We start from the raw sequence: 23344 nt of genomic DNA on the forward strand, positions 1-23344 counted from the left end.
CCCTCATTCCGGCAGATAGGCCCCGAACGCCTGTAACTCCAGTTCCGTCTCCCTGACACGAGCCGCGGCGGCCCGCCCGCTGCGCGCCAGCATCGTTGCAGCCAGCGCTTCCACGATAGCCATAGCTGCGGCTACCGACGGGAAGAAGGACGGGCTGTCGGTAGAGAATCGCAAGGTAACGTCGGCATGCCGCGCGATCGGAGCAGCCATGCTGTCGACGATCGCGACAATCGGAACGCTGTGCCGTTGCGCAGCCTCCATCACCGGCCCGAGTTCACGCGAATAGGGCGAAAAGCCGATCGCGACGACCGCTTCCCTCTTTCCAAGCGCTGCGAGTTCCGCCTCCATCGCACCGCCGTCGCCGCCGAGCAGCGTGACGTCGCGCCGAAACATCCGGCAGAGGTAGACGAGCGCGTGGGCGGGCGCGCGGCAGCTTCGGAACCCGGCGACACGTATGCGCTGTGCCTTCTCCAGTATCGCGCAAGCCGTTGCTATTTCTTCGCTGCCATTGGCCGCTTCGGCCGCCGCCAGATTGGCAACCGTCGTCCTCAGCGATTCCGCGAAAATCGCTTCCGACCCGCGCTTGACAAGCGCATCGGCCCTTGCCGCGAAAGGAGCCTTGCCGGAGCGCAGCCGGTTTTCGAACGGCTTGCGCAGCGCCGCCCAGTCACCGAAGCCCAGGCGCCGCGCCAATCGCACGAAGGTTGTCGGCGTCACCTCTGATCGCGCGGCCAGAACCCGCATGGAAACCAGCGCCACCTCGTCGGGATGATCGACCAGGAATCGCGCCGCCTTGCGCAGTTCTGAGCTCAATTCGGGAAGTTCGGTCAATATGCGCGCCAGAAGCGCGTCGAAACCCATCTCCCGCGTATTCATTGTAACAAGCATTTCCCTTGATTGATAAAGCGCAACAATCGTAGCATGCATCGACGTGCCTTGACACTAAAACACCGGACGGCGCGACGGCACGCAAAGTACCAAGGGAGAACCAGATGAAACATGCCCGGACTGCACGCCACGGAGCGCAGATCGCCGCCTTGTCGGCCGCGCTGCTGTTCTCGGCCAGCGCAATGGCGCAGCAGAATTTCGTTACCATCGGGACCGGTGGCGTCACCGGCGTCTATTATGCCGCCGGCGGCGCTATCTGCCGCCTGCTCAACAAGGATCGTAAGACGCATGGCATCCGCTGCTCGGTGGAATCGACCGGCGGATCGGCATTCAACGTGAACACGATCAAGCAAGGCGAACTCGACTTCGGCATGGCGCAGTCCGACGTCCAGTACAACGCCTACAAGGGGCTGGAATCATTCAAGGACGGTGGCGCCCATACCGACCTGCGTGCGGTTTTCTCGATCCATCCGGAGCCGTTCACGGTCCTGGCGCATCCGAATGCCGGCGTGACGAAATTCGAGGACTTCAAGGGTAAACGTTTCAACGTCGGCAATCCCGGTTCCGGGACACGCGCTTCCATGGAACGTCTGCTCGGCGCGATGGGCTGGACGTTGGCCGACTTTTCGCTCGCATCGGAGTTGAAGGCTGACGAGCACGGCCCGGCGCTCTGCGACGGCAAGATCGACGGGTTCTTCTACGGCGTCGGCCATCCCTCCGCGAACATCCAGGATCCGACCACTACCTGCGCTGCCAAGCTGGTGCCGTTGACCGGAGAAGTCGTGGACAAGCTGGTCGCAGAAAATCCCTACTACGCCAAGGCGGTGATCCCGGGCGCGCTCTACGCCAACAATCCCGACGATACCGAGACTTTCGGGGTGCTCGCCACGCTGGTCACCTCGGCCAAGGTTCCTGACGAGAGCGTCTATCAGCTGACCAGGGCGGTGTTCGAAAATTTCGACGAGTTCAAGTCGCTGCATCCGGCCTTTGCCAATCTCGATCCGGCCAAGATGGTGTCGGAGGGAAATTCCGCGCCGCTGCATCCGGGCGCTGAAAAATACTTCAAGGAGAAGGGCTGGCTGAAGTAGGCTTCGTGATCTGACGACAGCCCGGCGGGTCCAGCGGACCCGCCGGACCCATCCGCAACAGGAGGCGTCATGAGCGAAGTGAAGGCACAACCGGCCAGCGTCGATCTCCAAGAGCTCGAGCAGCTGGTCGCGGAGGCTGATACCGGTGGCCGGCATCCGAGCGGAACAGTCGCTCGAACCCTGCTTTGGGTTGCAGTTGCCTGGTCGCTTTTCCAGCTCTGGTACGCTTCGCCTTTGCCGTTCGTGTTCGGCTTCGGCATCCTTAATGATACGGAAGCGCGCGCCATTCACCTCGGCTTCGCGCTGTTCTTGACGTTCCTCGCCTATCCGGCGCTGAGATCCTCGCCCCGCGATCGTGTGCCGCTGCTCGACTGGGTGCTGGCCGCGGTCGGGGGGTTTGCCGGCTCCTATCTCTTTCTCTTCTACGTCGAGCTTTCCGGACGGCCCGGCCAGCCAACCACGCTCGATCTCGTTACCGGCACAATTGGCATCCTGTTGCTCCTCGAAGCGACGCGCCGCGCGCTCGGCCTTCCAATGGTGGTCGTGGCATGTGTCTTCATCTTCTACACCTTTGCCGGCCAGTACATGCCGGACGTGATTCAACATCGCGGCGCATCACTCAATAAGTTTCTCAACCATCAATGGCTGACCACCGAAGGCGTCTTCGGGATTGCACTTGGCGTATCGACGAGCTTCGTCTTTCTCTTCGTCCTGTTCGGTACGCTTCTGGAAAAGGCAGGCGCCGGCAACTGGATGATGCAAATCTCCATCGCGCTGCTCGGCCATCTGCGTGGCGGCCCGGCGAAAGTCGCGGTGGTCTCATCGGCTCTCAACGGTGTCGTGTCCGGTTCGTCCGTCTCCAACGTGGTCTCAGGCGGCATCTTCACCATCCCGTTGATGAAGCGCACCGGCCTGTCCGGCGTCAAGGCGGGCGCCATCGAGGCTTCAGCCTCGATCAACGGCCAGATCATGCCGCCGGTCATGGGCGCGGCCGCCTTCCTGATGGTCGAATATGTCGGCATTCCCTATTCGGAGATCGTCATGCACGCGCTGCTGCCGGCGGTCTTCTCCTATCTCGCGCTGCTCTACATGGTTCATCTCGAAGCGATAAAGATGGACCTGAAGACGATCCCGCAGCGTCCGACGCCGGCAAGAGAACGGATGCTGCGGATGGGGCTGGGACTGTCGGGCAGCATTCTCGCTGTCTGTATAGTCTATTACGGCATCGTTGCTATCCTGGCTGTCTTTGGCGGGACTGCGCCGCCGGTGCTCGCAATCGCTGGCGTAGCTCTCTACGTCGCCTCGGTCTGGTATTCCTCGCGCTATCCGGACCTCGCACTTGACGATCCGAACGCGCCGATCCTGGAACTGCCGCGCGCCTGGGACGTCACGCGGACCGGGCTCGATTTCCTCATCCCGATCGCGGTGCTTCTGTGGTGCCTGATGGTGGAGCAGATGTCGCCAGGCCTCTCGGCGTTCTGGGCGACCCTGTCGATCCTCGGTATCGTCGCCACTCGCAAGCCGCTGATGGCGGTATTCCGTAACGAAAACCTCGCCGCCTCAGTGCGTGCTGCCTGGGCCGACCTGATCGACGGGCTGGCGCTCGGCGCCCGCAACATGATTGGCATCGGTATCGCCACGGCCACCGCCGGCATCGTCGTCGGCACGATCACGCTGACTGGTCTCGGCCTGATGATGACGGAGCTCGTCGAGTTCATCTCCGGCGGCAACGTCATCCTTATGCTGATCCTCATTGCCGCGATCAGCCTTGTGCTCGGCATGGGTATTCCGACCACCGCAAATTACATCCTCGTGGCGACGCTGATGGCGCCGGTGGTGGTCGATCTCGGTGCGCAGGCCGGACTGCCGATCCCGCTGATCGCGGTCCACCTGTTCGTCTTTTACTTCGGCATCATGGCCGACATCACCCCGCCGGTCGGGCTGGCGGCCTTCGCTGCGGCGGCGATTTCCAAGGAAGACCCGATCGCCACCGGCTTCCAGGGCGCGCTCTATTCGCTGCGCACGGCGATCCTGCCGTTCGTCTTCATCTTCAATCCGGCGATTCTGCTGATCGGAGTCGACACCTGGCCCCAGACGATCTGGGTGGCGACGGTCTCATTGATCGCCATCCTGCTGTTTTCGGCAGCGACAATGAACTGGTTCGTGACGAAAAGCCGACTTTGGGAAAGTGCTGCCTTGCTTCTCATCTGCTTCACGCTGTTTCGGCCGGACTGGTGGCTCAACCAGGTGTCGCCGCCTTACGAGGAATTGCCGGCGAGCGAGTTCCTGTCGGCGGTCGCGCAGACGCCGGCCGATGGCCGCATCAATTTCGTCGTCGAGGGTGTCGACCTCATGGGCGAAGATGTACGCAAAACGGTCAATGTGCCGCTCGGCGAGCCGGGCGAGCCGCTGGAGCGGCTGCGCGGCATCGGTCTTACCATCACGCAAGCGGGCGACGTGCTGATGATCAGCAATGTCGATTTCGGCTCCTACGCCAAGCGCATCGGGCTGGATGTCGGATATGACGTGGTGGCGGTGCTCAGAAAGGCCGACCAGCCCTCGAGCCTCATTCCGATCGGCCTGGCGCTCGCTGCGACCGCCGGCGTCGCCGGGCTGCAGTTTGCGCGGGCGCGTAAGCAGGCAGACAGGAAGGAAACCGGGCCGGCGCGCTGAGACTGCAACGGTTGATAACAGCTGGTGGGAGGCCCCGGGGAAAAAACTCCTCAGTCGGCGGTCAGCACCACCTTGACGCTCTGCGAGCGGTCGGCGGCCAGGCGAAAGGCATCGCGGGCCGAGGAGAGGGGGCGTTCGGCGGTCACCAGCTTCAGGACGTCTATCTCCCCGCCGACGATGAGATCGACCGCCTGATCGAATTCCGCGTCGAAACGAAACGTGCCGTGCAGATTGATTTCCTTGGCCATCACCGCGTTGGCCGCCATCGGGATCTGACCACCTGGCAGATTGCCGACCTGAACGACCGTGCCGCCGCGCCGAACGCTGTCGATCGCCGCCGCGAGGCCCGCTGCCGTACCTGAAATCTCGAACGCGACATCGATCGCCCTGTGGGACGCGAGCGCCTTGAGCTCCTCGTCGCCGCTGAACAGGTCGATCGTCCTGTTTGCTCCAAGCTTGCTGGCGAAGGCGAGTGGCGCCTCTGCTATGTCGACGACGGTGAGCTCGCCACATCCGTTGAGCCTGGCGGCGAGCATTGTCAGGAGCCCGATCGGGCCGGCGCCGAACAGGATGACGTTGCGGCCGGCAATGTCGCCGGCCCGCGCCACCGCGTGCAGGCTGACGGCGAGTGGTTCGGCGAGTGCCGCGGCCTGATAGGCGATAGAATGCGGAACCTTGACGCATTGCGCCGGCGTGGCATCGAACACGCTGGCAAAACCGCCCTGCATATGCGGCGTTTTCGAAGCCGAGCCCATGAAATAGATGTTTTCGCAGAGATTGGCGCGGCCCTCGGCGCATCGGGCGCATTGGCCGCACCAGCGCGACGGGTTGACTGCGACGCGATCACCGACGGCAAGTCCGGGCGCGTCCGCGCTGATTTCGACAATCTCTCCGGCGACCTCGTGGCCAAGCACGAGCGGCGATTTGACGACAAAATCGCCGGTCCGCGCATGACGGAAATAATGCAGGTCCGAACCGCAGATGCCGCCTGCGCCGAAACGCACGCGCACCATTTCCGGCGTGAGGGGGCCGAGCGGATGCTCGACGACACGCAGATCCTCGGGGCCGAACAGCGTCGCGGCGACTGCGCTGTCGGTCATCGGATCAGTCCCATTTGCGTCGGCAGCCACAGCGTGATGGCGGGGATGAAGGTGATCAGGATCAGCGCGACAATCAACGGGACGAGCCAGGGCAGAATTGCCATAGTCGTACGCTCGACCGACAGCTTGGCGACCCGCGAGAGGACGAACAGCACCATGCCGAGCGGCGGATGGAGGAGACCGATCATAAGATTAAGCGTCATGATCAGACCGAAATGCACAGGATCGATCCCGTAGAGGACCACGATCGGCAGGAGGATCGGAACAAGGATCGTGATAGCGGCGATCGTGTCGAGGAAACAGCCGACTACCAGCATCAGGATGTTCACCAGGATCAGGAACACCCATTTGTTTTCGGTCAGCGATGTGATGAAGACCGAGAAGAGCTGCGCCGCCTGACTGACCGTGAGCAACCAGGCGAAGATCGACGCTGCTGTGACGATGAAGAGGACTGACGCGGTCGTCTCGATCGTGTCGAAACTGGCCTTGGCCAAGGCTGCGAGTGTCATCGTGCGATAGCGCACGAGCCCGAGAAACAACGACCAGATGACGGCGGCCATGGCCGCTTCGGTCGGCGTGAACCAGCCCATGGTCATGCCGCCGATCAGGATGATGGGTGTCATGAGCGCCATGACGGCGGAGAAATCGAAATACCAGTCGCAGGCGATCAGGACGACGAGCGCGATGCCAACGGCAATATTGAGCGACAGTCCCATCTCGACAAGGACATAAACCGCCAGCGGAAAGCAGCATACGACGGCTACCTCGATCGAGGCGGCGGCGAGCCGGTTCAACTTGAATGGCGTGTCCGAACCCCAGCCCCGGCGATGGGCGAAGATCGCGACCGTCACCATCATCAGGACCGTCATGACGACGCCGGGCAGGATGCCGGCCATGAACAGCGCGCCGATCGAGACGTTGGCCATCATGCCGTAGATGACGAAGGGCAGCGACGGCGGGAAGATCGGACCGAGCGTCGAGGACGCCGCGGTGACGCCGACGGCCGCCTCCACGGGATAGCCGTGGTCGCGCATCGCCTTGATCTCAATGGTGCCGATACCGGCGGCATCGGCAAGGGCTGCGCCCGACATGCCGGCGAAGACCACCGATCCGATGATGTTCACCTGGGCGAGACCGCCCTTCATCCAGCCGACAAGCGCCAGCGCGAAGGAATAGATCCGCCCGGTGACGCCGGCGATGTTCATGAGATTGCCGGCGAAGATGAAGAACGGCACGGCGAGCAGCGGAAAGCTCTCGACACCCGCGATCATGCGCTGCGCGGCAATGATGTCGGGCGCCACGCCATAGAAGGCGAGATAGAGCAGCGACGACACCGCCATCGACACAGCGACGGGCACGCCGACCAGCATCAGGAGGAGAAACGCTCCGATCAGAAGCAGCATGGCCTATTCCCCCAGTCCGTCGAACGCGGCGGGGCGCTCCAGCGCCGAGTAGCCACGGCGGATGTTGCCGATGAATAGCTGGATGGCGCGCAGCATCATCAGCACGAAACCGGCGAAGACGGCGTAGAAGACGACGTTGCGCGGCAGGTTGATGGTGACCATCCGCTCGCGGTGGACGATCCCGACATAGCGCCAGAGGAGCCAGGACATATAGGCGAAGAAGCAAATGGTAATCAGATTGACCGCGAGCGCCAGGTAGCGCCCCGCCCCAGCGGGGAGATAATGATAAAGCACGTCGACGTGGATGTGGCGCGTGGTGCGCGTGCACATGACTGAGCCCAGGAAGACCACGACGACGAGGCAGTTGATGGCGATCTCCTCGGTCCAGGCAAAACTGTTGTTCATGACGTAGCGCGTGAAGAACTGCAGGAACACGCAGAGCGACATGCCCCAGAACACGGCGAGCGTGACCCAGTCTTCCACCGCGTATCGCGACAGATCGACGGGCGCGGTTTCTTCCTCGAATGCATGCGCCAGTTCTTCGGGGGTAACCTGGGTGTGGACCTCTTGGGTCATCGGCAAGCTCCGGACACCGTTGGGATAGCGGGCTCAACAGACCCGACGCGCTTGTCGCGCCGGGCCGGGATTGATGCAGGTTACTTGACGGCGCGGATCGCCTCCCAATCCTCCTTGCGGTAGCCGAACTCCTCGAACGTCACCTTCTCCATCACGTTCTTTTCGAAATCGGCGCGATCGACTTCGGTGACGGTGAGACCGCGTTCCTTGAAGGTCTCAACCAGGGCCTTCTCGCGATCGACGATGATCTTTGTCGCTCGCGCGGCGGCTTCCTGCATCACCTCGGTGAAGATCGCCTTGTCCTCGTCCGACAATTGCGACCAGCGCGATTGCGACACGATCGTGTTGAGATGGTCGACGATGTGTCCGGTCAGGATAATATGCTTTTGCACTTCGTAGAACTTCTTCGCGTCGATCGTCGTCAGCGGGTTTTCCTGCGCTTCCACCGTGCCCTGCTGCAAGGCGAGATAGACCTCGGCGAAGGCGATCGGCGCGGTGTTGGCGCCGCAGGCGCGCGGCATGGCGAGATAGGCCGGCACATCAGGCACGCGGATCTTCAGGCCCTGCATGTCGGCGCATTTTTCGATCGGCCGGTTGGAGGTCGTGTGACGGGTGCCGTAGTAGGTGGTCGCCGTGATGTGATGGCCGGACGCCTCTTCGTAGCCGCCGGTCAACTCCTTGTATTTGTCGCTCTTGGTGTAAGCGAGCAGATGATCGGCGTCGCGGAAAGTGAACGGGAAGTAGGTCACGCCGATCGGCGGGAATTCGCGGGCGGCGAAGCTCGATCCGGAGATGATGATGTCAACCGTGCCGAGGGTCAGCCCCTGGTTGATGTCGGCTTCCTTGCCGAGCTGCGAGGCCGGGAAGACGTCGATTGTATAGCGGCCGTCGGTGCGCTTCTTGATCTCTTCCGCCGCCCACACGGACTCGGTGTGGAAGGGTTCGGACGTTTCGTAGACGTGAGCCCATTTCAGCGCGGTTTGTGCAGAGGCCGAAGCCATGGGCAGAGCGATTGCGGCGATCGTGACGAGCAGAACGACGTATTTTCTCAACATCATATTCCTCCCTGTGATTGGATTTGACTGTGCCGACAGGATCCTCCCGGTCGGCCGACTCCTATCCCGCGACCTCCCTGGCCGCAGATTTCTCACCGAAATTGCGTGAGAATCTCAGTTGAGACTGACGCAGATGTTCCTGCATGGCGGCCTTGGCCCGTTCGGGCTCGCGCGCCGCGATCGCGTCGCGCACCGCGCGATGCTCCTCCGCCGCGGCCCGCCAGGACTCCCTGTTCTCGAAATAACTCGACAGTCGTTCGAAATATGGGTTCATGCGCTGGTCGAAAAGCTCGCCGATGCAGCGCACCAGGACGGCGTTTCCGAGAATGCCCGCCACCATCGTATGGAACTCGCGGTCGAGCGCGATCGTCATCTTGGTCGGGTGAAGTATGTCCTCCATGCGTCGCAGCACGTCATCCATATGTTCGATGTCAATCGGCCGAACATGGAGGGCGGCTTCGGCGGCGATCGCCCCTTCGAGGAACTCGCGCGCCCGCAACAACTCGAACGGGCCTTCATCCATCTCTGCGGTCAAAACCTCGGCACGCGGCCGGTCGGTGACGTAGATGCCGGAGCCGACGCGAATGCGTATGCGCCCCTCGACCTCGAGGGCGATCAGCGCTTCACGGACAGTCGGGCGGGAGATGCCAAGCTGATCGGCCAGTTCGCGCTCGGTCGGCAGCCGATCGCCGACTGCGAACTCGCCCGCGTCGATCAGCTGCCTGAGCTGATCGGCGATCTGTCGGTAAAGTCGACGCGGTTCAACGGCCTGGATCGGCATTGTTACCCATTTCTACTTCAACGGAATCATCAGGGCTGATCCCAGATCGGTAAATTGGTCTGACCTATTGATCGAAGGTGCCCCGAAAAAAACGAAGAGTCAAGCAGCAGAGAATGCCCATGGAACTTCGTGCTTTCCTGGAACGACGGATCGGCCACAACTGAACGGCAACGCTTGACCTTCCAGCAACTGGAAGGCTTATCGCGTGGTTTCGCCGCCAACATCATCTCAGGAGTTCTACGCAGGTGGGCTATGACGCGGCGCGTTCAAGAAGGCGGCCGAAACAGTCCGCCGCCCTAGGTCAGTGGAGAGAAAACCGATAGGAGTTCTGCAGTGTTCGTACAGCCCGTCGACTACTTTCTTGCAGTCTGGTTCGTTCTAGCGGCCCTCAGCACGGTTTACGTGGCGTGGGATCAGTTCCGCAACAATCCCGAACCCGTGGTGATGAAATGGGGCTTCATCCTGGTCACGCTCTATATGGGGCCGCTCGGGCTGCTGATTTACGTGCTGGCCGACAAGGAGCCGCGGCCGGGCGAACACGAGGCGTTCACCAAGCCGCTCTGGAAGCAAGGCGTCGGCTCTACGATCCACTGCGTCGCCGGAGACGCCACCGGCATCATCCTCGCGGCGGCAATCACCGCCGCGCTAGGGTTGCCGATGTGGATCGATCTCATCGTTGAGTATGTCGCCGGATTCGCCTTCGGCCTGTTCATCTTCCAGTCGCTGTTCATGAAATCGATGATGGGCGGCACCTATTGGGAGAATGTCCGCAAGAGCTTCATCCCGGAATTCATCAGCATGAATTTCATGATGGCGGGCATGGCGCCGGTCATGAGCTTCCTGATGATGGGCAGCGACATGCGGGCCATGGAGCCGACCGAGCTCCTGTTCTGGGGTGTCATGTCGTTCGGCGTGATCGTCGGCTTCATCACCGCATATCCTTCTAACGTATGGATGGTGGCCCGAGGCCTGAAGCACGGGCTGATGACCGAACGCGTACCGGAATTCGACAAGGCCAGGGAAGGCAGGCGCGAGCACGCATATGGCGGCGCGGAAGTCGGGAAGGCGGGGCACAGTCACGCTGACGCGCGCTTTGACGAACACGGCAACCCCAGACATGGCAACCCAGGCGATAACTCCGGAGCCGGCCATCATGGATCCAGCTATGGCTCCTCCCACGGCAATCGGGGAGGCGGGTCGCGTGGTACGCATGGCGGTCACCGCATGGAACCGGATGCAACTGTGCCGCAACTCGCGGCCTTGGGCGGCGTGTCCGTACTTGCGCTGGCGCTCGGCATGATCGCTCCGGCCAATTGGGTGAACCTCACCCTCAGCGCGCGAGACGTAGGCGGCGCCATCATGCCGCCCGGCATGGTCACGGACCGCGACACGCCGGCTGCAGCGATGCTGGACATGGCCGCCGTGCATCCTCGCCTGATCACGGCCAGCCATGGCCTGGAGGTTCGAGGCGACCGGGAACCGCAAGCCAGGATGGAGAACGGGGTGAAGGTGTTCGACCTGGAAACCTCGGTTATCCGCTGGGCGATCCTGCCGGACGTGAAAGTCGACGCCTATGCGGTCAACGGTCAGGTTCCGGGCCCACGGCTGCATATCCGGCAAGGCGACCGGGTTCGGATCAATGTCACGAACCGCCTGCCGGAGAGCACGACCCTGCACTGGCACGGGTTGATCCTGCCGAACGAAATGGATGGCCCGGCCGAGATCACGCAGGAGCCGATCCCGCCCGGAGGCAGCTACCGATATGAATTCACGGCGGGCCAGTCGGGGACCTACTTCTATCACTCGCATGACCATGTCGATCGCCAGCAGGCGCTCGGACTCTACGGCGCACTCATCATCGATCCCGCCAATCCCCAGGACGAGATTGCGGCCGACCACGACTATGTTATTCAGCTTCAGGAATGGCTGATGCGGGAGGGCCTGACTTTTCCGTCGATGCCGATGGACGGCGGACAGCCGAATTATTTCACCATAAACGGCCGCGCCTATCCGTCAACGGACACGATCAGGATGAAGGTCGGCGAAACTCTGAAAGTGCGCTTCATCGGCACCAATAATGGGTTTATCCACCCGATGCACATCCATGGCGGTCCATTCGAAGTTGTCGCCCGCGATGGCGAGACTATCCCTGAGCCGGCGCGATTCCTTGCCGATACGGTCAACGTCGGACCCGGGCAACGCTACGATGTCGTCTGGCAGGCACGCCGGCCAGGAAAATGGCTGATCCACTGCCATATCGGGCATCATACGACCAACAACAATGTCGAAGAGAAGGGCGGTGGCGGACTGATGGTCGTGATCGATGTGCAAGCCTGAAGCCCGCTCCGCAAGGCGAAACGTAGATGGATACCTTGGCCATCTACGGCGGCCTGTTTGCTATTGCCTTCGCCGCGGCGACCATCCTTCCGGCGCAGTCGGAGGCCGCCCTTGCAGGGCTCCTCGCCATGGATTCCTTCTCGCCCGCAATGCTGGTTCTTGTCGCCAGCCTGGGCAATGTCCTGGGTTCTGTGGTGAACTGGGGGCTTGGTCGAGGCATCGAACGCTTCCGGGACAGGCCCTGGTTTCCGCTGCCTCCCGCGACGCTTAACCGCGGCATGAGATGGTATCACCGTTATGGAAGATGGTCGCTCCTGTTAAGCTGGATGCCGATCATCGGCGATCCACTGACAGTGGTCGCTGGGGTTTTGCGCGAGCCGCTATGGAGCTTTGTCGCAATCGTCGCCCTCGCGAAGGTTTCGCGTTACCTGGTTGTCGCCGGGGCGGTGCTGGGCCTGATGTAAACCGAATGGCAGGCAGTTGCGTTCACTTTTGGTTGCACCGCAGCAAAGTGACCGCCACGACCTTGACAAATCAGACGAACAATTGTCGGAAGGGTGCGATGAGGGCTCTTGGTCGAATTACGATCTTAGGAAGCATACCGGTCCGAGCAATGCTGGCGGTTGGGTTCCTGGTCATGTCGGCTCTTCAGCCTGGTCTGTTCGCCACAGCCAATGCCACGGTTTTTCACGCCGGGGCGGATCTCCAAGCCGGGGCGGATCTCCAAGACGGGACATCCGCACACGACATGGGCCATCACGGCGCCACGGCGGACGGCGCGGATACGTCGGAGCATCATCACGGCGCCAAGCAATCCTCCGACAAGACCTGTGAAGTCCATTGCGCGCCGGCAAATGCGGTGCCAGTCGACTGCCCTGACTTGGAGCATGTTGTCTCCCGCTGCTTTGCGCCCGTTGTTGACGTCACCTTACCGCTTGGCGAATACACTGCGCTCATAAGGCCCCCCAAACATCTGAGCTGACGCGCCCTTTCGGGGTGTTCGCGCAGCGTCGGGAATCCGTTCCCGCGCGGCCAAACGCATACGTCAAGCTTCAGGTCTACAATGAAAATCGCAAGCTCCGCGATGCTCGCATCGCTGTTAGTTGCCGGATGTGCGGCAACCACGCCGCCGGACATCCTTCCCGCCTTCAATCCGGCCGATCCCGCAATGGGCATCCGTGATGCACGCTACCACCCGGTCGTGGTCGACTATCGCCACCGGGAGCCGGTGGATCCGCAGAATTGGCGGCGTCTCAATGAAGACCGCTCCTCTGCGAATCCGGGAGAGGGATCATGAAGCGCCGACCCCTGACCATAGCTGTGGTGGTAACCATCCCGCTGATCGCAGCCGGATGCACGACCAGCGGGCCCCTTGATGGCATTTCAGCCCCGATGGCCGGCTTCACGACGGTCGCGGCGCGCGCGGAATCCGTGATCGGCAAGAAAACCGTGTGGGTGCAATCCAGCGAGGAAGCGCGGGCAATTTCAGAGCGCCTGAAGCGCCTCGTCCAGAAGAAGACGATCGGCCCGGACACCGCGGTGCAGGTCGCCTTGCTCAACAACAAGGGCCTGCAGGCCGCCTACGCCGAGATCGGTCTGTCGGCGGCCGACATGTGGCAGGAATCGATGCTCGTCAATCCGACGATCTCTGTCGGCATCATCGGCGTCGATCCTGTGCGGACGATTGAAGGAGCGGTGGTCAGCAACATCCTTGCGCTGGCGACCCATAAGCGGCGCGTCGCAGTCGCGGATGCACGTTTCCGTCAGGCCCAGCTCCGCGCCGCCGAAGAGACACTACGACTGGCCGCGGACACGCGGCGGGCCTGGATCAATGCTGTCTCGGCCTGGGAGAGCGTTTCGTATCTGAACAAGGCGCAAGCCGCCGCCGATGCTGCCTCCGAACTCGCTCAAAAACTTGGCGAGACGGGCGCGTTCACAAAGACCGGCCAAGCCCGCGAACACGTCTTTTATGCCGAGATCACCGGTCAGGCGGCGGAGGCGCGGCTCGCTGCGCGAACCGCCAAGGAAGAGCTCACCCGGCTGATGGGTCTATGGGGACCGGATGTCGATTATTCAGTCCCCAACATGCTTCCAGCCTTGCCGAAAGGAGCCAAGGCCAAACGCGCGATCGAGGCGGAGGCGCTAAAAAATCGCGTTGACCTTGAGATCGCGAAACTTGAGCTGGAAGCGCTGGCGAAATCCTACAGTCTGACCGAGGCGACCCGCTACGTCAGCGATCTGGAACTACTTTCCGGCGTGGAGGTGGAACGAGAGGAGGCGGAGGAGGGCGGAACGGAGACGAGTGTCTCACCCACTCTGGAGGTCGAGTTCGTCATTCCGATTTTCGATACCGGCAAGGCACGCATGCGCAAGGCCGAGCTTGCCTACATGCAAGCCGCAAACCGGATCGCGGAAAAGGCCGTCAACATCCGGTCGGAGGCCAGATCCGCCTATGACAGCTACCGTTCGACCTACGACATTGCCCGGCACTATCGGAACAATGTTGTGCCGCTGCGAACAAAGATCGAGGCGGAGTCGGTCCTCACCTACAACGGCATGATCACCAACACGTTCGAGCTGCTGGCGGACACACGCGCGAAAATCAGCTCGATCATGCTTTCCCTCAATGCCAAGCGCAATTTTTGGCTGGCCGACGTCAACCTCGGAACCGCCATCCACGGTGGCGGCGCAAGCTCGTCCGGAGGCGGCGATGCACCGGCCGCGGTCGAAGCGGGCGCCGAAAGCCACTGAACTCAAGGAGAAGAGATATGCTTTCAAGACGTCAGTTGCTAGGCGCGGGAGCCCTGCTCGCCGGCGCCACTGCATGGACCAAAACGTCCGCGATGGGGCTGCCCGACGCTCCAATCATGGAGTCCCCCGACATGCAGCCTCCGATCTTCCCGACAAGCGGACCGGACTACCAGCCGGTCGTGACGCTCAACGGCTGGACCCTTCCGCATCGCATGAACAACGGCGTGAAGGAGTTCCACCTCGTGGCCGAGCCGGTCGAGCGCGAGATGTCGCCCGGCATGACGGCCTATCTCTGGGGCTACAACGGTCAATCTCCCGGTCCGACGATCGAGGCGGTCGAAGGCGACCGTGTGCGCATCTTCGTGACCAACAAGCTTCCCGAGCACACCACCATCCACTGGCACGGCATGATCCTGCCAAACGGCATGGACGGCGTGACCGGACTGACGCAGCCGGGAATTCCGTCGGGCAAGACCTTCGTCTACGAGTTTGACCTCGTGAAGAGCGGAACCTTCATGTACCACCCGCACGCCGACGAAATGGTCCAGATGGCCATGGGTATGATGGGCTTCTTCGTCATTCATCCGAAAGACCCGAAATTCATGCGGGTGGACCGCGATTTCGTGTTCCTGCTGAACGCTTTCGACATTGAACCGGGGTCGTACGTCCCGCGCATCATGGAGATGACGGATTTCAATCTCTGGGCATGGAACAGCCGGGTCTTTCCAGGGATCAGCCATCTTCCCGTAGCAAAGAATGATCGGGTCAGGGTCCGGGTGGGCAATCTGACGATGACCAACCATCCGATCCACATGCATGGCTACGACTTCGAGGTGACCTGCACCGATGGCGGCTGGGTCCGCCCGGAGGCGCGTTGGCCCGAGGTGTCGATCGACATTCCGGTCGGTGCGATGCGGGCGTACGAGTTCGATGCCAAATACGAGGGCGACTGGGCGATCCATTGCCATAAGTCGCATCACACAATGAACGCCATGGGCCACGAGGTGCCCACGTTCATTGGCGTCGACAACTCGAAGCTCACCGATAAAATCCGCCGGGTCCAGCCCGAATACATGGCCATGGGTGACCGCGGCATGGCCGACATGGGCGAGATGGAGATGCCGCTTCCCGACAACACGATCCCGATGATGACCGGCTGGGGCCAATTCGGCGCCATCGAGATGGGCGGGATGTTCTCGGTCGTGAAGGTTCGCGAGGGCCTTGCCTCGAACGATTACGCCGATCCGGGCTGGTACCAGCACCCGGAGGGAACCGTGGCTTACGAATGGAAGGGCGATGTCCCCGCTCCGACGAAATCAGGCGACGCAAAAATGATGGCCCCGGCAGCGCACGGCGGTCACGGCAAACAGGGATGAGAAACCGAAACCCCTCAACCTCAACAATGAGAGAAAGTGCAGCATGAAACGTATAATCGCAGCGGCCGTCTTAATGGCGGTCAGTTCGGGTACAGCACTTGCCGGTGGAACCCATGCCGGAGGCCATGGCGACAAAGCCGCTACGATGCCGATCGGCAACCCTGGTGAAGCTGGCAAGGCAAAGCGGACTGTCAAAATCTCGATGTCGGAGAAGGGCGACGGGACGATGTTGTTCCAACCGGCCGTCCTCAGGGTGAAGAAGGGCGAGACCGTTCGCCTGAAATTCGTCAACAAGGGCCAAGTCGACCACGAATTCGTCATGGACGTCCATGAGGGGATCATGGAGCACAAGGCGCTGATGGAGAAGTTCCCCGAGATGGAGCACGCCGATCCCAACTCAATCCGGCTGGCGCCCGGCGCCAGAGGCGAGATCATCTGGACGTTCGCCAACGCCGGCGAATTCGGCTTCGCCTGCCTGATCCCGGGTCACTTCGATTCCGGCATGAAGGGCAATATCACCGTCGCCCACTAACCCCCAAAATCGCAAAGGAAGCAGATCATGACACTATTGGTAAAGGCACTCTCGACACTCGCGCTCATGCTCGCCATCGGCGGAAGCGCGCTCGCGCAGGAATACGTGAAGGGCGAAGTCATCAAGGTCGACGCCAAACAGAAGAAACTGACGATCAAGCATGAGCCGCTGACCAATCTCGATATGCCCGCCATGACGATGGTGTTCGTCGTCGCGGAGGGCGGTATGCTCGAGAAGGTCAAGGCGGGGCAGGCGATCGAGTTTACAGCCGACCGTGTCAACGGACGCATAACGGTCACCGGCATCAAGTGATCCGGGACCAGCGCCGCGGGTTGAAAAATAAATCCGATGTCGGAAAGTTCGCAGGCAGCCTATGTGGCCGATGTCCGAACTAGGCGGCGTAACACCGGCGGCGCAATTGCGCGGCCCAGTTCCGCGGCCCAGCGCCGCGTCGGTCAGACGGCGGGCTGGGCTGCGCAGACTTGTCGGATGCACCGCAATCCCGGTCCTGATATCATGCCCGTCATGACGCTTAGGGCGAAGTTGGAGGCGACGAGATGAAACAACTCCTGGGAATTCTCGTCGCGAGTCTGATTGCGGCCACCTCGACCGGATCGGCTGCAGGAGCCGAGGCCGTCTCCGTTTCGCAACTGAAGGAGCGTACGCACATCCACGGGCTGGCCGTAGATAGGGATAATTCCGGCAAGCTCCTGATAGCAACGCACCATGGTCTCTTTCGTGCCGGGCCGGACGGGAAGGCAGAGCTCATTTCGCCGGTGCAGGATTTCATGGGATTCACTCCCGACCCATCCGACCCGAGGTCGCTTTACGCCAGCGGCCACCCCGCAGGCGGCGGTAATCTCGGATTCATCGCCTCGACCGACAACGGCGCGACATGGACGCAGATCGCGCCGGGTGCAGACGGGCCGGTCGACTTTCACCAGATGACGGTCAGCTCGGCCGATCCTCAGGTTCTCTACGGCGCCTACGGCGGCCTACAGGTGAGCCGCGATGCCGGGAAGACATGGTCGGTGGTTGGACTGCTGCCCGAAAAGGTGATCGACCTCGCCGCATCGGCAAAGGACGCCGACACCATTTACGCCGCGACTGAAGGAGGTCTGTCGGTCAGTAGGAATGGAGGCCTGATCTGGGAAACGGTCGTCGATGGCGCGCCCGTCAGTCTCGTTGAGGTGACGGCCGACGGTTCCGTCTACGCGTTCGTGGTGGGACGAGGACTTGTCCGATCCGCGGAGGCTGCTCTGAACTTCGCGCCTCTTTCCAGCGGCTTGAGTGACCGAATCCTGCTGCATCTCGCGGTCGATCCGGCCGACAAGGATCGGATATTCGTGGCGTCTCACCAAGGTGATATCCTGGCCAGCACCGACGGCGGCGTCAACTGGACCGAACTCGGTCGTTGATGCGGTGACACAGTGGATCGTAGGGTGACTGGAAAGCTGGCGCTGGCGCTTGCTCTCGCCGCCTTGGTGGCGGTCTGCGTGGTTCTAGTTTTCGGGGGCAAGTCGGGCGGGATCCTCAAGGCCGACGATGCCCGTGTCATTGCGCGCGGCGAGGCCGTTTACGTGGCGCATTGCGCCTCTTGCCATGGCAAGAACCTCGAAGGTCAAACGGGCTGGAAAGCGCAGGACAAGGATGGATTCCTTCCGGCCCCGCCCCACGACGAAAGCGGTCACACCTGGCACCACCCGGACACACTGCTGTTCAGGATAACGAAACTCGGCGTCGCCGAAGCCGCCAACCTCAAGGATTACAAAACGCGGATGCCAGCTTTCGGGGGACTCCTGACCGACGCCGATATCATCGCGGCCTTGTCCTATATCAAGTCGCGCTGGCCGGACGACATGCGCCGTCGCCACGACAAACTGAACCGCCTCTTTGCTCGGCGAGAATCATCCGCACGATGAGCCGCATTGTGGCGGCACATCATCGCCGACGGGCAAGCTCCCGATAAAACGCCTCCGGCGTAACGGCGATCTCCGACGCAACGTGATGCCAGCGTCCCTTGGGCGGCAAGACGCCGCCGTTGCATTCCATCCAGGCACTAACTTTCGCCGCGACGGATTTCAGGGATAATATCTCGGCTCGCGTTCGCGTCCGGTGGACCTCGCCCGCCAAGTGTCGCAGCAGTGAGGAGGCCAGCGCGCGATCGCTTTCGAGCACCGCCTTGGCCCTGGTGATCGATACAGCGCGCACCGTCGATTCCTCGGTCGCCAAGGCGTCGCAATGGTATCGATCCGCAAACAGCGAAGCCTCGGCCAGGATCGAAGCCGAGCCGGCACGCTGCAACGTCAGCTGGAACCCGTCAGGAAGTGCCCGGACAAGGCGCAGTTCTCCCGCGGTGACCAGGAAGAGCGACAAGACCGGGTCGTCCATACGAAACAGGACGCTGCCGGCAGGGAGAGATTGCTCGCGTTCCGCGAGTTCAAGGAATCGCTCGAAGAGGAGTTCAGACATGATCGCAATCATGTTTCAGTTCCCGCGGCCGTGTCAAACCCCGCAAGAAGAAACGCCGGAGATCGCTCGATGAACCGCATCCCCATTGCCGTGCTGTCTCTCATGCTGACTTTTCTTGCCGTCCCTCACGGGCTGGCACAGCAGCATGGCAGCATCAACCATCACAAGGCCGCTGAAGGAAAGGATCCAGCCACATCTTCTTATTCCGGGATGGAGAAACGCCGCGTGAAAGCGCTCTCGGGCGAGCAGATGGCTGATCTTTTGGCCGGGCGAGGGATGGGTCTGGCGCTGGCGGCCGAACTCAACTCCTATCCGGGTCCGTCACATGTCCTCGAACTGCGGGATGCCCTTGGCGTCACCGATGAACAGGCGTCGCGGACCAAGGCCCTGCTGGATCGGATGAAGGCAGAAACCATCCCGCTCGGACTACGCATCATCGAGAAAGAGACCGAACTTGACCGCTTGTTTTCCGAACGAAAGATAATTTCGGCACAACTCGCTGAACTGACAAAGACCATCGCCGACGTGCAAGGCGTGCTACGGGCAGCGCACCTGCGCTATCATCTCGAGATGGCCGAATTGCTTACCCCTGAGCAGATCCGCCGGTACTCACAGCTTCGCGGATACTCTGGGCAGGTCGATTGAACAGGGCTACGCCTTGGTTTCATCAGCGGACACTATTGTGCGACCGCACCTTCCAGATAGCCGATGATCGCGGCGCGCTGAGCGGGGTTGGGAACGCCCACTGTCATCGACGTGCCCGGAACCATCCGGCGTGGCGCCGCGAGGAAGGTATCGAGGGTGCGGCCTTCCCAGATGATGGCCGATTCTCGCAGCGCGGCCGAATAGCGGGCGCCCTCGACACTGCCGGCCTTGCGGCCGATAACACCCGACAGATGCGGACCGGTTCTGTTCTGGCCTGGCTCCAAGCTGTGGCAGCTGCCGCAGCGTTGCCGGAACAGCCGCTCGCCGTCGGCCTGCTGCGCGGAAGCGGCGCCAGGCAACAGCAGGCCGCCGGCAACCAAGAGCGCGGCCAGGGACGGACGCGCTCGCGTGATGAACGTCGCCGGAGATGCGGTGGCAACTCCGACGGAAATAACGTGGTTGCGTGTCGTGGCTTGTGAATGGCTCATCGGATGACCTCTGCGGAACGTTGAAGAGAGGGGCTTTGCTGGTGGCCGGAAGCTTCCGGCAGGACCAGCCGCTCAGCAGCGAGAGCGGCGGCTGGGTTAAGAAAGGCACTGGGGAGCATGCGGGTTGCGACGACATTGATCGAACCGTGGCGCGACAGCGCGGGAGTTCCGATCGCGGGACAGGTTTCGGTCAAACCGGCAAGGATCGCAGTCCGGTCGGAGGGTGCGTTTCAGGTACAGGCGCCGGGGCCAGCTGCTTGGCCATGTCGATGAGCGGCAGCCTGATGACCGCGCGAAGACCGTTGCTCCGGTTTTCCAGCACGATGTCGCCGCCGTGGTGACGGGCGATGGCGCGGGCAATTGACAGGCCGAGCCCGACGCCGCCAGTCTCCCGGTTGCGCGACTGCTCCAGGCGGAAGAAGGGGGCGAACACCTGTTCCATATCGCCTGGCGGTATGCCAGGTCCGGCGTCCTCGACCACGATGTCCAGGCTGTCGGCACTCCTGACCAGGCTCACCTTGGCCTGCTCGCCATAGCGGACGGCATTTTCGACGAGATTGCGGATCGCCCGGCGAAGGGAGTCCGGCCGGCAGCGATACAGCACCTTTGGCCCGTCGCTGACAGTGATGTTTTGGCCCAGCTCTGCCAGATCGTCGCAGAGGCTGCCGACCAGCGCCGAAAGATCGACGGTTCGCGTCTCCTCCACGGCGGCGTCCTCGCGCGCGAAGGCGAGCGCTGCTTCCGTCATCGACTGGATCTCCTCGATGGTCTTCAACATCTTTTCCTGGAGATCGTGATCCTGGACAAACTCCGCGCGCAGCCTGAGCGAGGTCAGCGGCGTGCGCAGGTCGTGGCTGATCGCCGCCAGCATGCGCGTGCGGTCCTCGACGAAACGCTGCAGGCGCTCCTGCATGCGATTGAACGCCTCGGCGGTCTGGCGGATGTCGGCCGGCCCTGATTCCGGCAGCCGCGGCACAGCCTCGCCGCGGCCGAACAGTTCAGCGGCATTGGCGAGCCGTCGCAGCGGACGCGCGATTGCCTGCGCCCCGAAAATCGCGATGGCGGAGAGGATGAGTGCAGTGAGCGCCAGCGATATCGCCGATTGCGTCGTCCAGAAGGCGTTCGGCATTGCCTTGGCGTAGGCCGCATTCAGCCAGGTGCTGTCATCGAGGCGGACGGAAAGGCCCATGCCGTTTGGGGCGGCGTCCATATAAAGAAACTTGGCCGGCCGAGAGAAAGGCCTGCCATTGCCGGACAAATCCACCATGCGCGGCGGCACGGAAGGGTCGGCGGCATCGACTGCGCTCGAGGCCTGTCCGTTCACGTAGGCGGCATACTTCCCGGCAATCCCGGGCAGCGGCTTGGCGAGCTGGGTCAAGGCTTCCTGTTGCCAGGCGAGGGGATTGTTCGGTCCGCCGTCCGAGGTCCAGAAACGCGTATAGGCCGTGCCGCTGACGTTGAGGATGTCGGGCCGAAGCGAGGGCGGCGTGGTGTCCAGCAGAAGCGCAAGCGAGGACGTGCGACTGACGAACTCGCCTTTGGCCGCCGCGTGCAGGGCCTGTCCGCGCTCGTCCCACGAGATCAGGAATGTGATTGCCTGCGACAGGGCGAGCGCAAGCAGCACCAGCATGAGGAAGCGGGCCGCCAGGCTGCGTCTCCACAACAGCATCATGCCGGAGCCACCTCGGCGGTGAAGCAGTAGCCGCCGCCCCAGTGCGTCTTGATCAGCATCGGACTCTTCGGGTCCGCCTCGATTTTCTTGCGCAGCCGGCTCACCTGGTTGTCGACGGCCCGGTCGAACCCGTCGGCCGAGCGCCCAACCGTGAGGTCGAGCAGCTGATCCCGGCTGAGTACGATGCCGACATGCTCGATAAAGGCGGTGAGAAGGCGGAATTCAGCCGTGCTGAGCGCGACCGCCACGCCGTCGAGCCCGACCAGCTCGCGGCGGCCTACATTCAGCGTCCAGCGGTCGAACCGCAGCGCGTTCGATTTGAGACGACCGCGCTGCGGCGGCAGGCTGTGGACTCGCCTGAGCACGGCCTTAATCCGCGCCAGCAGTTCTCGCGGATTGAACGGCTTCGTCAGGTAGTCGTCGGCCCCGATCTCGAGGCCGACGATCCGGTCGATCTCCTCGGCCATGGCGGTAAGAAAGATGATCGGAACGTCCACCGTCCCGCGCACGTGCCGGCAGGCGGCAATGCCGTCCTCGCCAGGCATCATGACGTCGAGGACGATAAGATCGGGCAGGCTGCGGTCGAGCAGCCGCTTGAGCGCGGCCGTGCTGTCGGCGACGCTGACGCGATAACCTTGCTGGGTGAGGTATTTCCCGACGAGGTCGCGGATGTCCCTGTGGTCGTCGACGACCGCGATGTGCTGCGCCGCTTCCATACAATGCTCCAAAGCCGCCGCTGAATAGTCGGCCAGTATCGACGATATTTGGTTTGCGTCTACACGGATGATCACCTTCTGCGCCACGGCGGCAATCTCGTGCGGCATCAACAAAGCGTGAGAAGTGTAACGAGATGTATCAGAGCGCAGCGCCTGCGACAGCTTGCGATGAACTGCCGGTCGTCGGGACAAGGTTCTGCGACAGCTTCCGCCTAACTTGGCCTCGTCGCTAGCCCGGACTTCCGGTCTTTGCCGCCAGGCCATGCCGCGCGGCATCCAGACGGCGGTCCTCGCCAGCCTTTGATCGAAAGGATTGCACAATGGCCAGATTGATCATCAACGGCACGCCCCGTGACATCGAGGTCGATCCGGATACGCCGCTGCTGTGGGTGATCCGCGAGCAGATCGGGCTTACCGGCACGAAGTACGGTTGCGGCGTTGCCGCCTGCGGCGCCTGCACCGTCCATATAGACGGCGTCGCCACGCGCTCCTGCGTACTTCCGGTGAGCGCGGTCGAGCCGGACCAGCAAATCACCACCATCGAAGGGCTTTCGCCAGACAGTTCACATCCGGTCCAGCAGGCTTGGCTTGCGCTCGATGTGCCGCAATGCGGCTACTGCCAGGCCGGCATGATCATGGCTGCGGCGGGCCTGCTCATGCAGAACCCGAACCCCGCGGACGAGGACATCAACGCCGAGATCACAAATATCTGCCGCTGCGGCACCTACAACCGGGTGCGCGCCGCGATCAAGCTGGCCGCCAAAAGCGGCGAAGCCACGCAGCGCGGTTGA

General features: G+C 62.3%; 23 protein-coding genes. 13 read left to right on the forward strand and 10 right to left on the reverse strand.

Annotated features, from left to right (window positions below; genetic code table 11):
- Positions 1 to 3: 3 nt before the first annotated feature.
- Positions 4 to 876 (reverse strand): MurR/RpiR family transcriptional regulator, encoded by an 873-nt coding sequence (locus A9K68_RS18295; protein ID WP_163603045.1) that lies wholly within the window; start codon positions 874 to 876, stop codon positions 4 to 6.
- 116 nt (positions 877 to 992) lie between these two features.
- On the opposite strand from A9K68_RS18295, the gene A9K68_RS18300 reads away from it, so the two are divergent.
- A complete protein-coding gene (locus tag A9K68_RS18300) occupies positions 993 to 1976 on the forward strand; it encodes a TAXI family TRAP transporter solute-binding subunit (RefSeq protein ID WP_065009397.1) in 984 nt (327 codons plus the stop codon).
- Positions 1977 to 2045: 69 nt separating this feature from the next.
- Positions 2046 to 4649: a TRAP transporter permease gene (locus A9K68_RS18305; protein ID WP_082982493.1), complete on the forward strand. Its 2604-nt coding sequence runs from the start codon at positions 2046 to 2048 to the stop codon at positions 4647 to 4649.
- Positions 4650 to 4699: 50 nt separating this feature from the next.
- Here the strand turns inward: A9K68_RS18305 and A9K68_RS18310 are convergent, their stop codons facing one another.
- From A9K68_RS18310 to A9K68_RS18330, 5 genes are all read right to left on the reverse strand, one after another.
- A complete protein-coding gene (locus A9K68_RS18310) occupies positions 4700 to 5749 on the reverse strand; it encodes an L-idonate 5-dehydrogenase (protein WP_065009396.1) in 1050 nt (349 codons plus the stop codon).
- Positions 5746 to 7152, reverse strand: a complete 1407-nt coding sequence (locus tag A9K68_RS18315; protein ID WP_065009395.1) for a TRAP transporter large permease — start codon at positions 7150 to 7152, stop codon at positions 5746 to 5748. The genes A9K68_RS18310 and A9K68_RS18315 overlap by 4 nt, the downstream gene beginning before the upstream one ends.
- A gap of 3 nt (positions 7153 to 7155) precedes the next feature.
- Positions 7156 to 7728 carry a TRAP transporter small permease gene (locus A9K68_RS18320; RefSeq protein WP_065009394.1) on the reverse strand — a complete coding sequence of 191 codons (573 nt, stop codon included), beginning with the start codon at positions 7726 to 7728 and terminating at the stop codon, positions 7156 to 7158.
- Positions 7729 to 7808: 80 nt separating this feature from the next.
- Positions 7809 to 8783 carry a sialic acid TRAP transporter substrate-binding protein SiaP gene (locus A9K68_RS18325; RefSeq protein ID WP_065009613.1) on the reverse strand — a complete coding sequence of 325 codons (975 nt, stop codon included), beginning with the start codon at positions 8781 to 8783 and terminating at the stop codon, positions 7809 to 7811.
- A gap of 61 nt (positions 8784 to 8844) precedes the next feature.
- Positions 8845 to 9564: a FadR/GntR family transcriptional regulator gene (locus A9K68_RS18330; RefSeq protein WP_065009393.1), complete on the reverse strand. Its 720-nt coding sequence runs from the start codon at positions 9562 to 9564 to the stop codon at positions 8845 to 8847.
- Between the two features lie 333 nt (positions 9565 to 9897).
- Between A9K68_RS18330 and A9K68_RS18335 the strand changes: the two genes are divergently transcribed.
- The 9 genes from A9K68_RS18335 to A9K68_RS18375 all read left to right on the forward strand — a co-directional run bounded on the left by A9K68_RS18335 (position 9898) and on the right by A9K68_RS18375 (position 18482).
- Entirely contained in the window at positions 9898 to 11901 is a 2004-nt protein-coding gene (locus A9K68_RS18335) for a DUF4396 domain-containing protein (RefSeq protein ID WP_065009392.1), read from the forward strand.
- Positions 11902 to 11927: 26 nt separating this feature from the next.
- Entirely contained in the window at positions 11928 to 12365 is a 438-nt protein-coding gene (locus A9K68_RS18340; RefSeq protein WP_065009391.1) for a YqaA family protein, read from the forward strand.
- Between the two features lie 599 nt (positions 12366 to 12964).
- Entirely contained in the window at positions 12965 to 13198 is a 234-nt protein-coding gene (locus A9K68_RS18345) for a hypothetical protein (RefSeq protein WP_065009389.1), read from the forward strand.
- Positions 13192 to 14652 (forward strand): TolC family protein, encoded by a 1461-nt coding sequence (locus A9K68_RS18350; protein ID WP_163603115.1) that lies wholly within the window; start codon positions 13192 to 13194, stop codon positions 14650 to 14652. Before A9K68_RS18345 ends, A9K68_RS18350 begins: the two co-directional genes overlap by 7 nt.
- A 17-nt stretch (positions 14653 to 14669) precedes the next feature.
- Positions 14670 to 16028, forward strand: coding sequence for a copper oxidase (locus A9K68_RS18355; protein WP_065009387.1), 1359 nt, complete (start codon positions 14670 to 14672; stop codon positions 16026 to 16028).
- A gap of 43 nt (positions 16029 to 16071) precedes the next feature.
- Complete coding sequence (locus A9K68_RS18360) at positions 16072 to 16560, forward strand: cupredoxin family protein (protein ID WP_065009386.1); 489 nt, start codon at positions 16072 to 16074, stop codon at positions 16558 to 16560.
- A gap of 27 nt (positions 16561 to 16587) precedes the next feature.
- Positions 16588 to 16872, forward strand: coding sequence for a copper-binding protein (locus tag A9K68_RS18365; protein WP_065009385.1), 285 nt, complete (start codon positions 16588 to 16590; stop codon positions 16870 to 16872).
- Between the two features lie 245 nt (positions 16873 to 17117).
- Positions 17118 to 17978, forward strand: coding sequence for a hypothetical protein (locus A9K68_RS18370; RefSeq protein WP_065009384.1), 861 nt, complete (start codon positions 17118 to 17120; stop codon positions 17976 to 17978).
- A 24-nt stretch (positions 17979 to 18002) separates the two neighbouring features.
- Complete coding sequence (locus A9K68_RS18375; protein WP_246811181.1) at positions 18003 to 18482, forward strand: c-type cytochrome; 480 nt, start codon at positions 18003 to 18005, stop codon at positions 18480 to 18482.
- 19 nt (positions 18483 to 18501) lie between these two features.
- Here the strand turns inward: A9K68_RS18375 and A9K68_RS18380 are convergent, their stop codons facing one another.
- On the reverse strand, positions 18502 to 19032 hold the full coding sequence (locus A9K68_RS18380) for a Crp/Fnr family transcriptional regulator (RefSeq protein ID WP_163603046.1): 531 nt from the start codon (positions 19030 to 19032) through the stop codon (positions 18502 to 18504).
- 69 nt (positions 19033 to 19101) lie between these two features.
- Between A9K68_RS18380 and A9K68_RS18385 the strand changes: the two genes are divergently transcribed.
- A complete protein-coding gene (locus tag A9K68_RS18385; protein ID WP_082982492.1) occupies positions 19102 to 19677 on the forward strand; it encodes a periplasmic heavy metal sensor in 576 nt (191 codons plus the stop codon).
- A gap of 32 nt (positions 19678 to 19709) precedes the next feature.
- Here the strand turns inward: A9K68_RS18385 and A9K68_RS18390 are convergent, their stop codons facing one another.
- From A9K68_RS18390 to A9K68_RS18400, 3 genes are all read right to left on the reverse strand, one after another.
- Positions 19710 to 20165 carry a c-type cytochrome gene (locus A9K68_RS18390; protein ID WP_082982491.1) on the reverse strand — a complete coding sequence of 152 codons (456 nt, stop codon included), beginning with the start codon at positions 20163 to 20165 and terminating at the stop codon, positions 19710 to 19712.
- 190 nt (positions 20166 to 20355) lie between these two features.
- A complete protein-coding gene (locus A9K68_RS18395) occupies positions 20356 to 21837 on the reverse strand; it encodes an ATP-binding protein (protein WP_029352626.1) in 1482 nt (493 codons plus the stop codon).
- The gene (locus tag A9K68_RS18400; RefSeq protein ID WP_065009610.1) at positions 21834 to 22553 is read right to left on the reverse strand and encodes a response regulator; all 720 of its coding nucleotides are present in this window, start codon (positions 22551 to 22553) and stop codon (positions 21834 to 21836) included. The genes A9K68_RS18395 and A9K68_RS18400 overlap by 4 nt, the downstream gene beginning before the upstream one ends.
- A 320-nt stretch (positions 22554 to 22873) precedes the next feature.
- On the opposite strand from A9K68_RS18400, the gene A9K68_RS18405 reads away from it, so the two are divergent.
- Positions 22874 to 23344: a (2Fe-2S)-binding protein gene (locus tag A9K68_RS18405; protein ID WP_029352620.1), complete on the forward strand. Its 471-nt coding sequence runs from the start codon at positions 22874 to 22876 to the stop codon at positions 23342 to 23344.

This window comes from Mesorhizobium sp. AA22, assembly GCF_001672375.2.
In the GTDB taxonomy this organism is placed as follows: Bacteria; Pseudomonadota; Alphaproteobacteria; order Rhizobiales; family Rhizobiaceae; genus Mesorhizobium; species Mesorhizobium wenxiniae.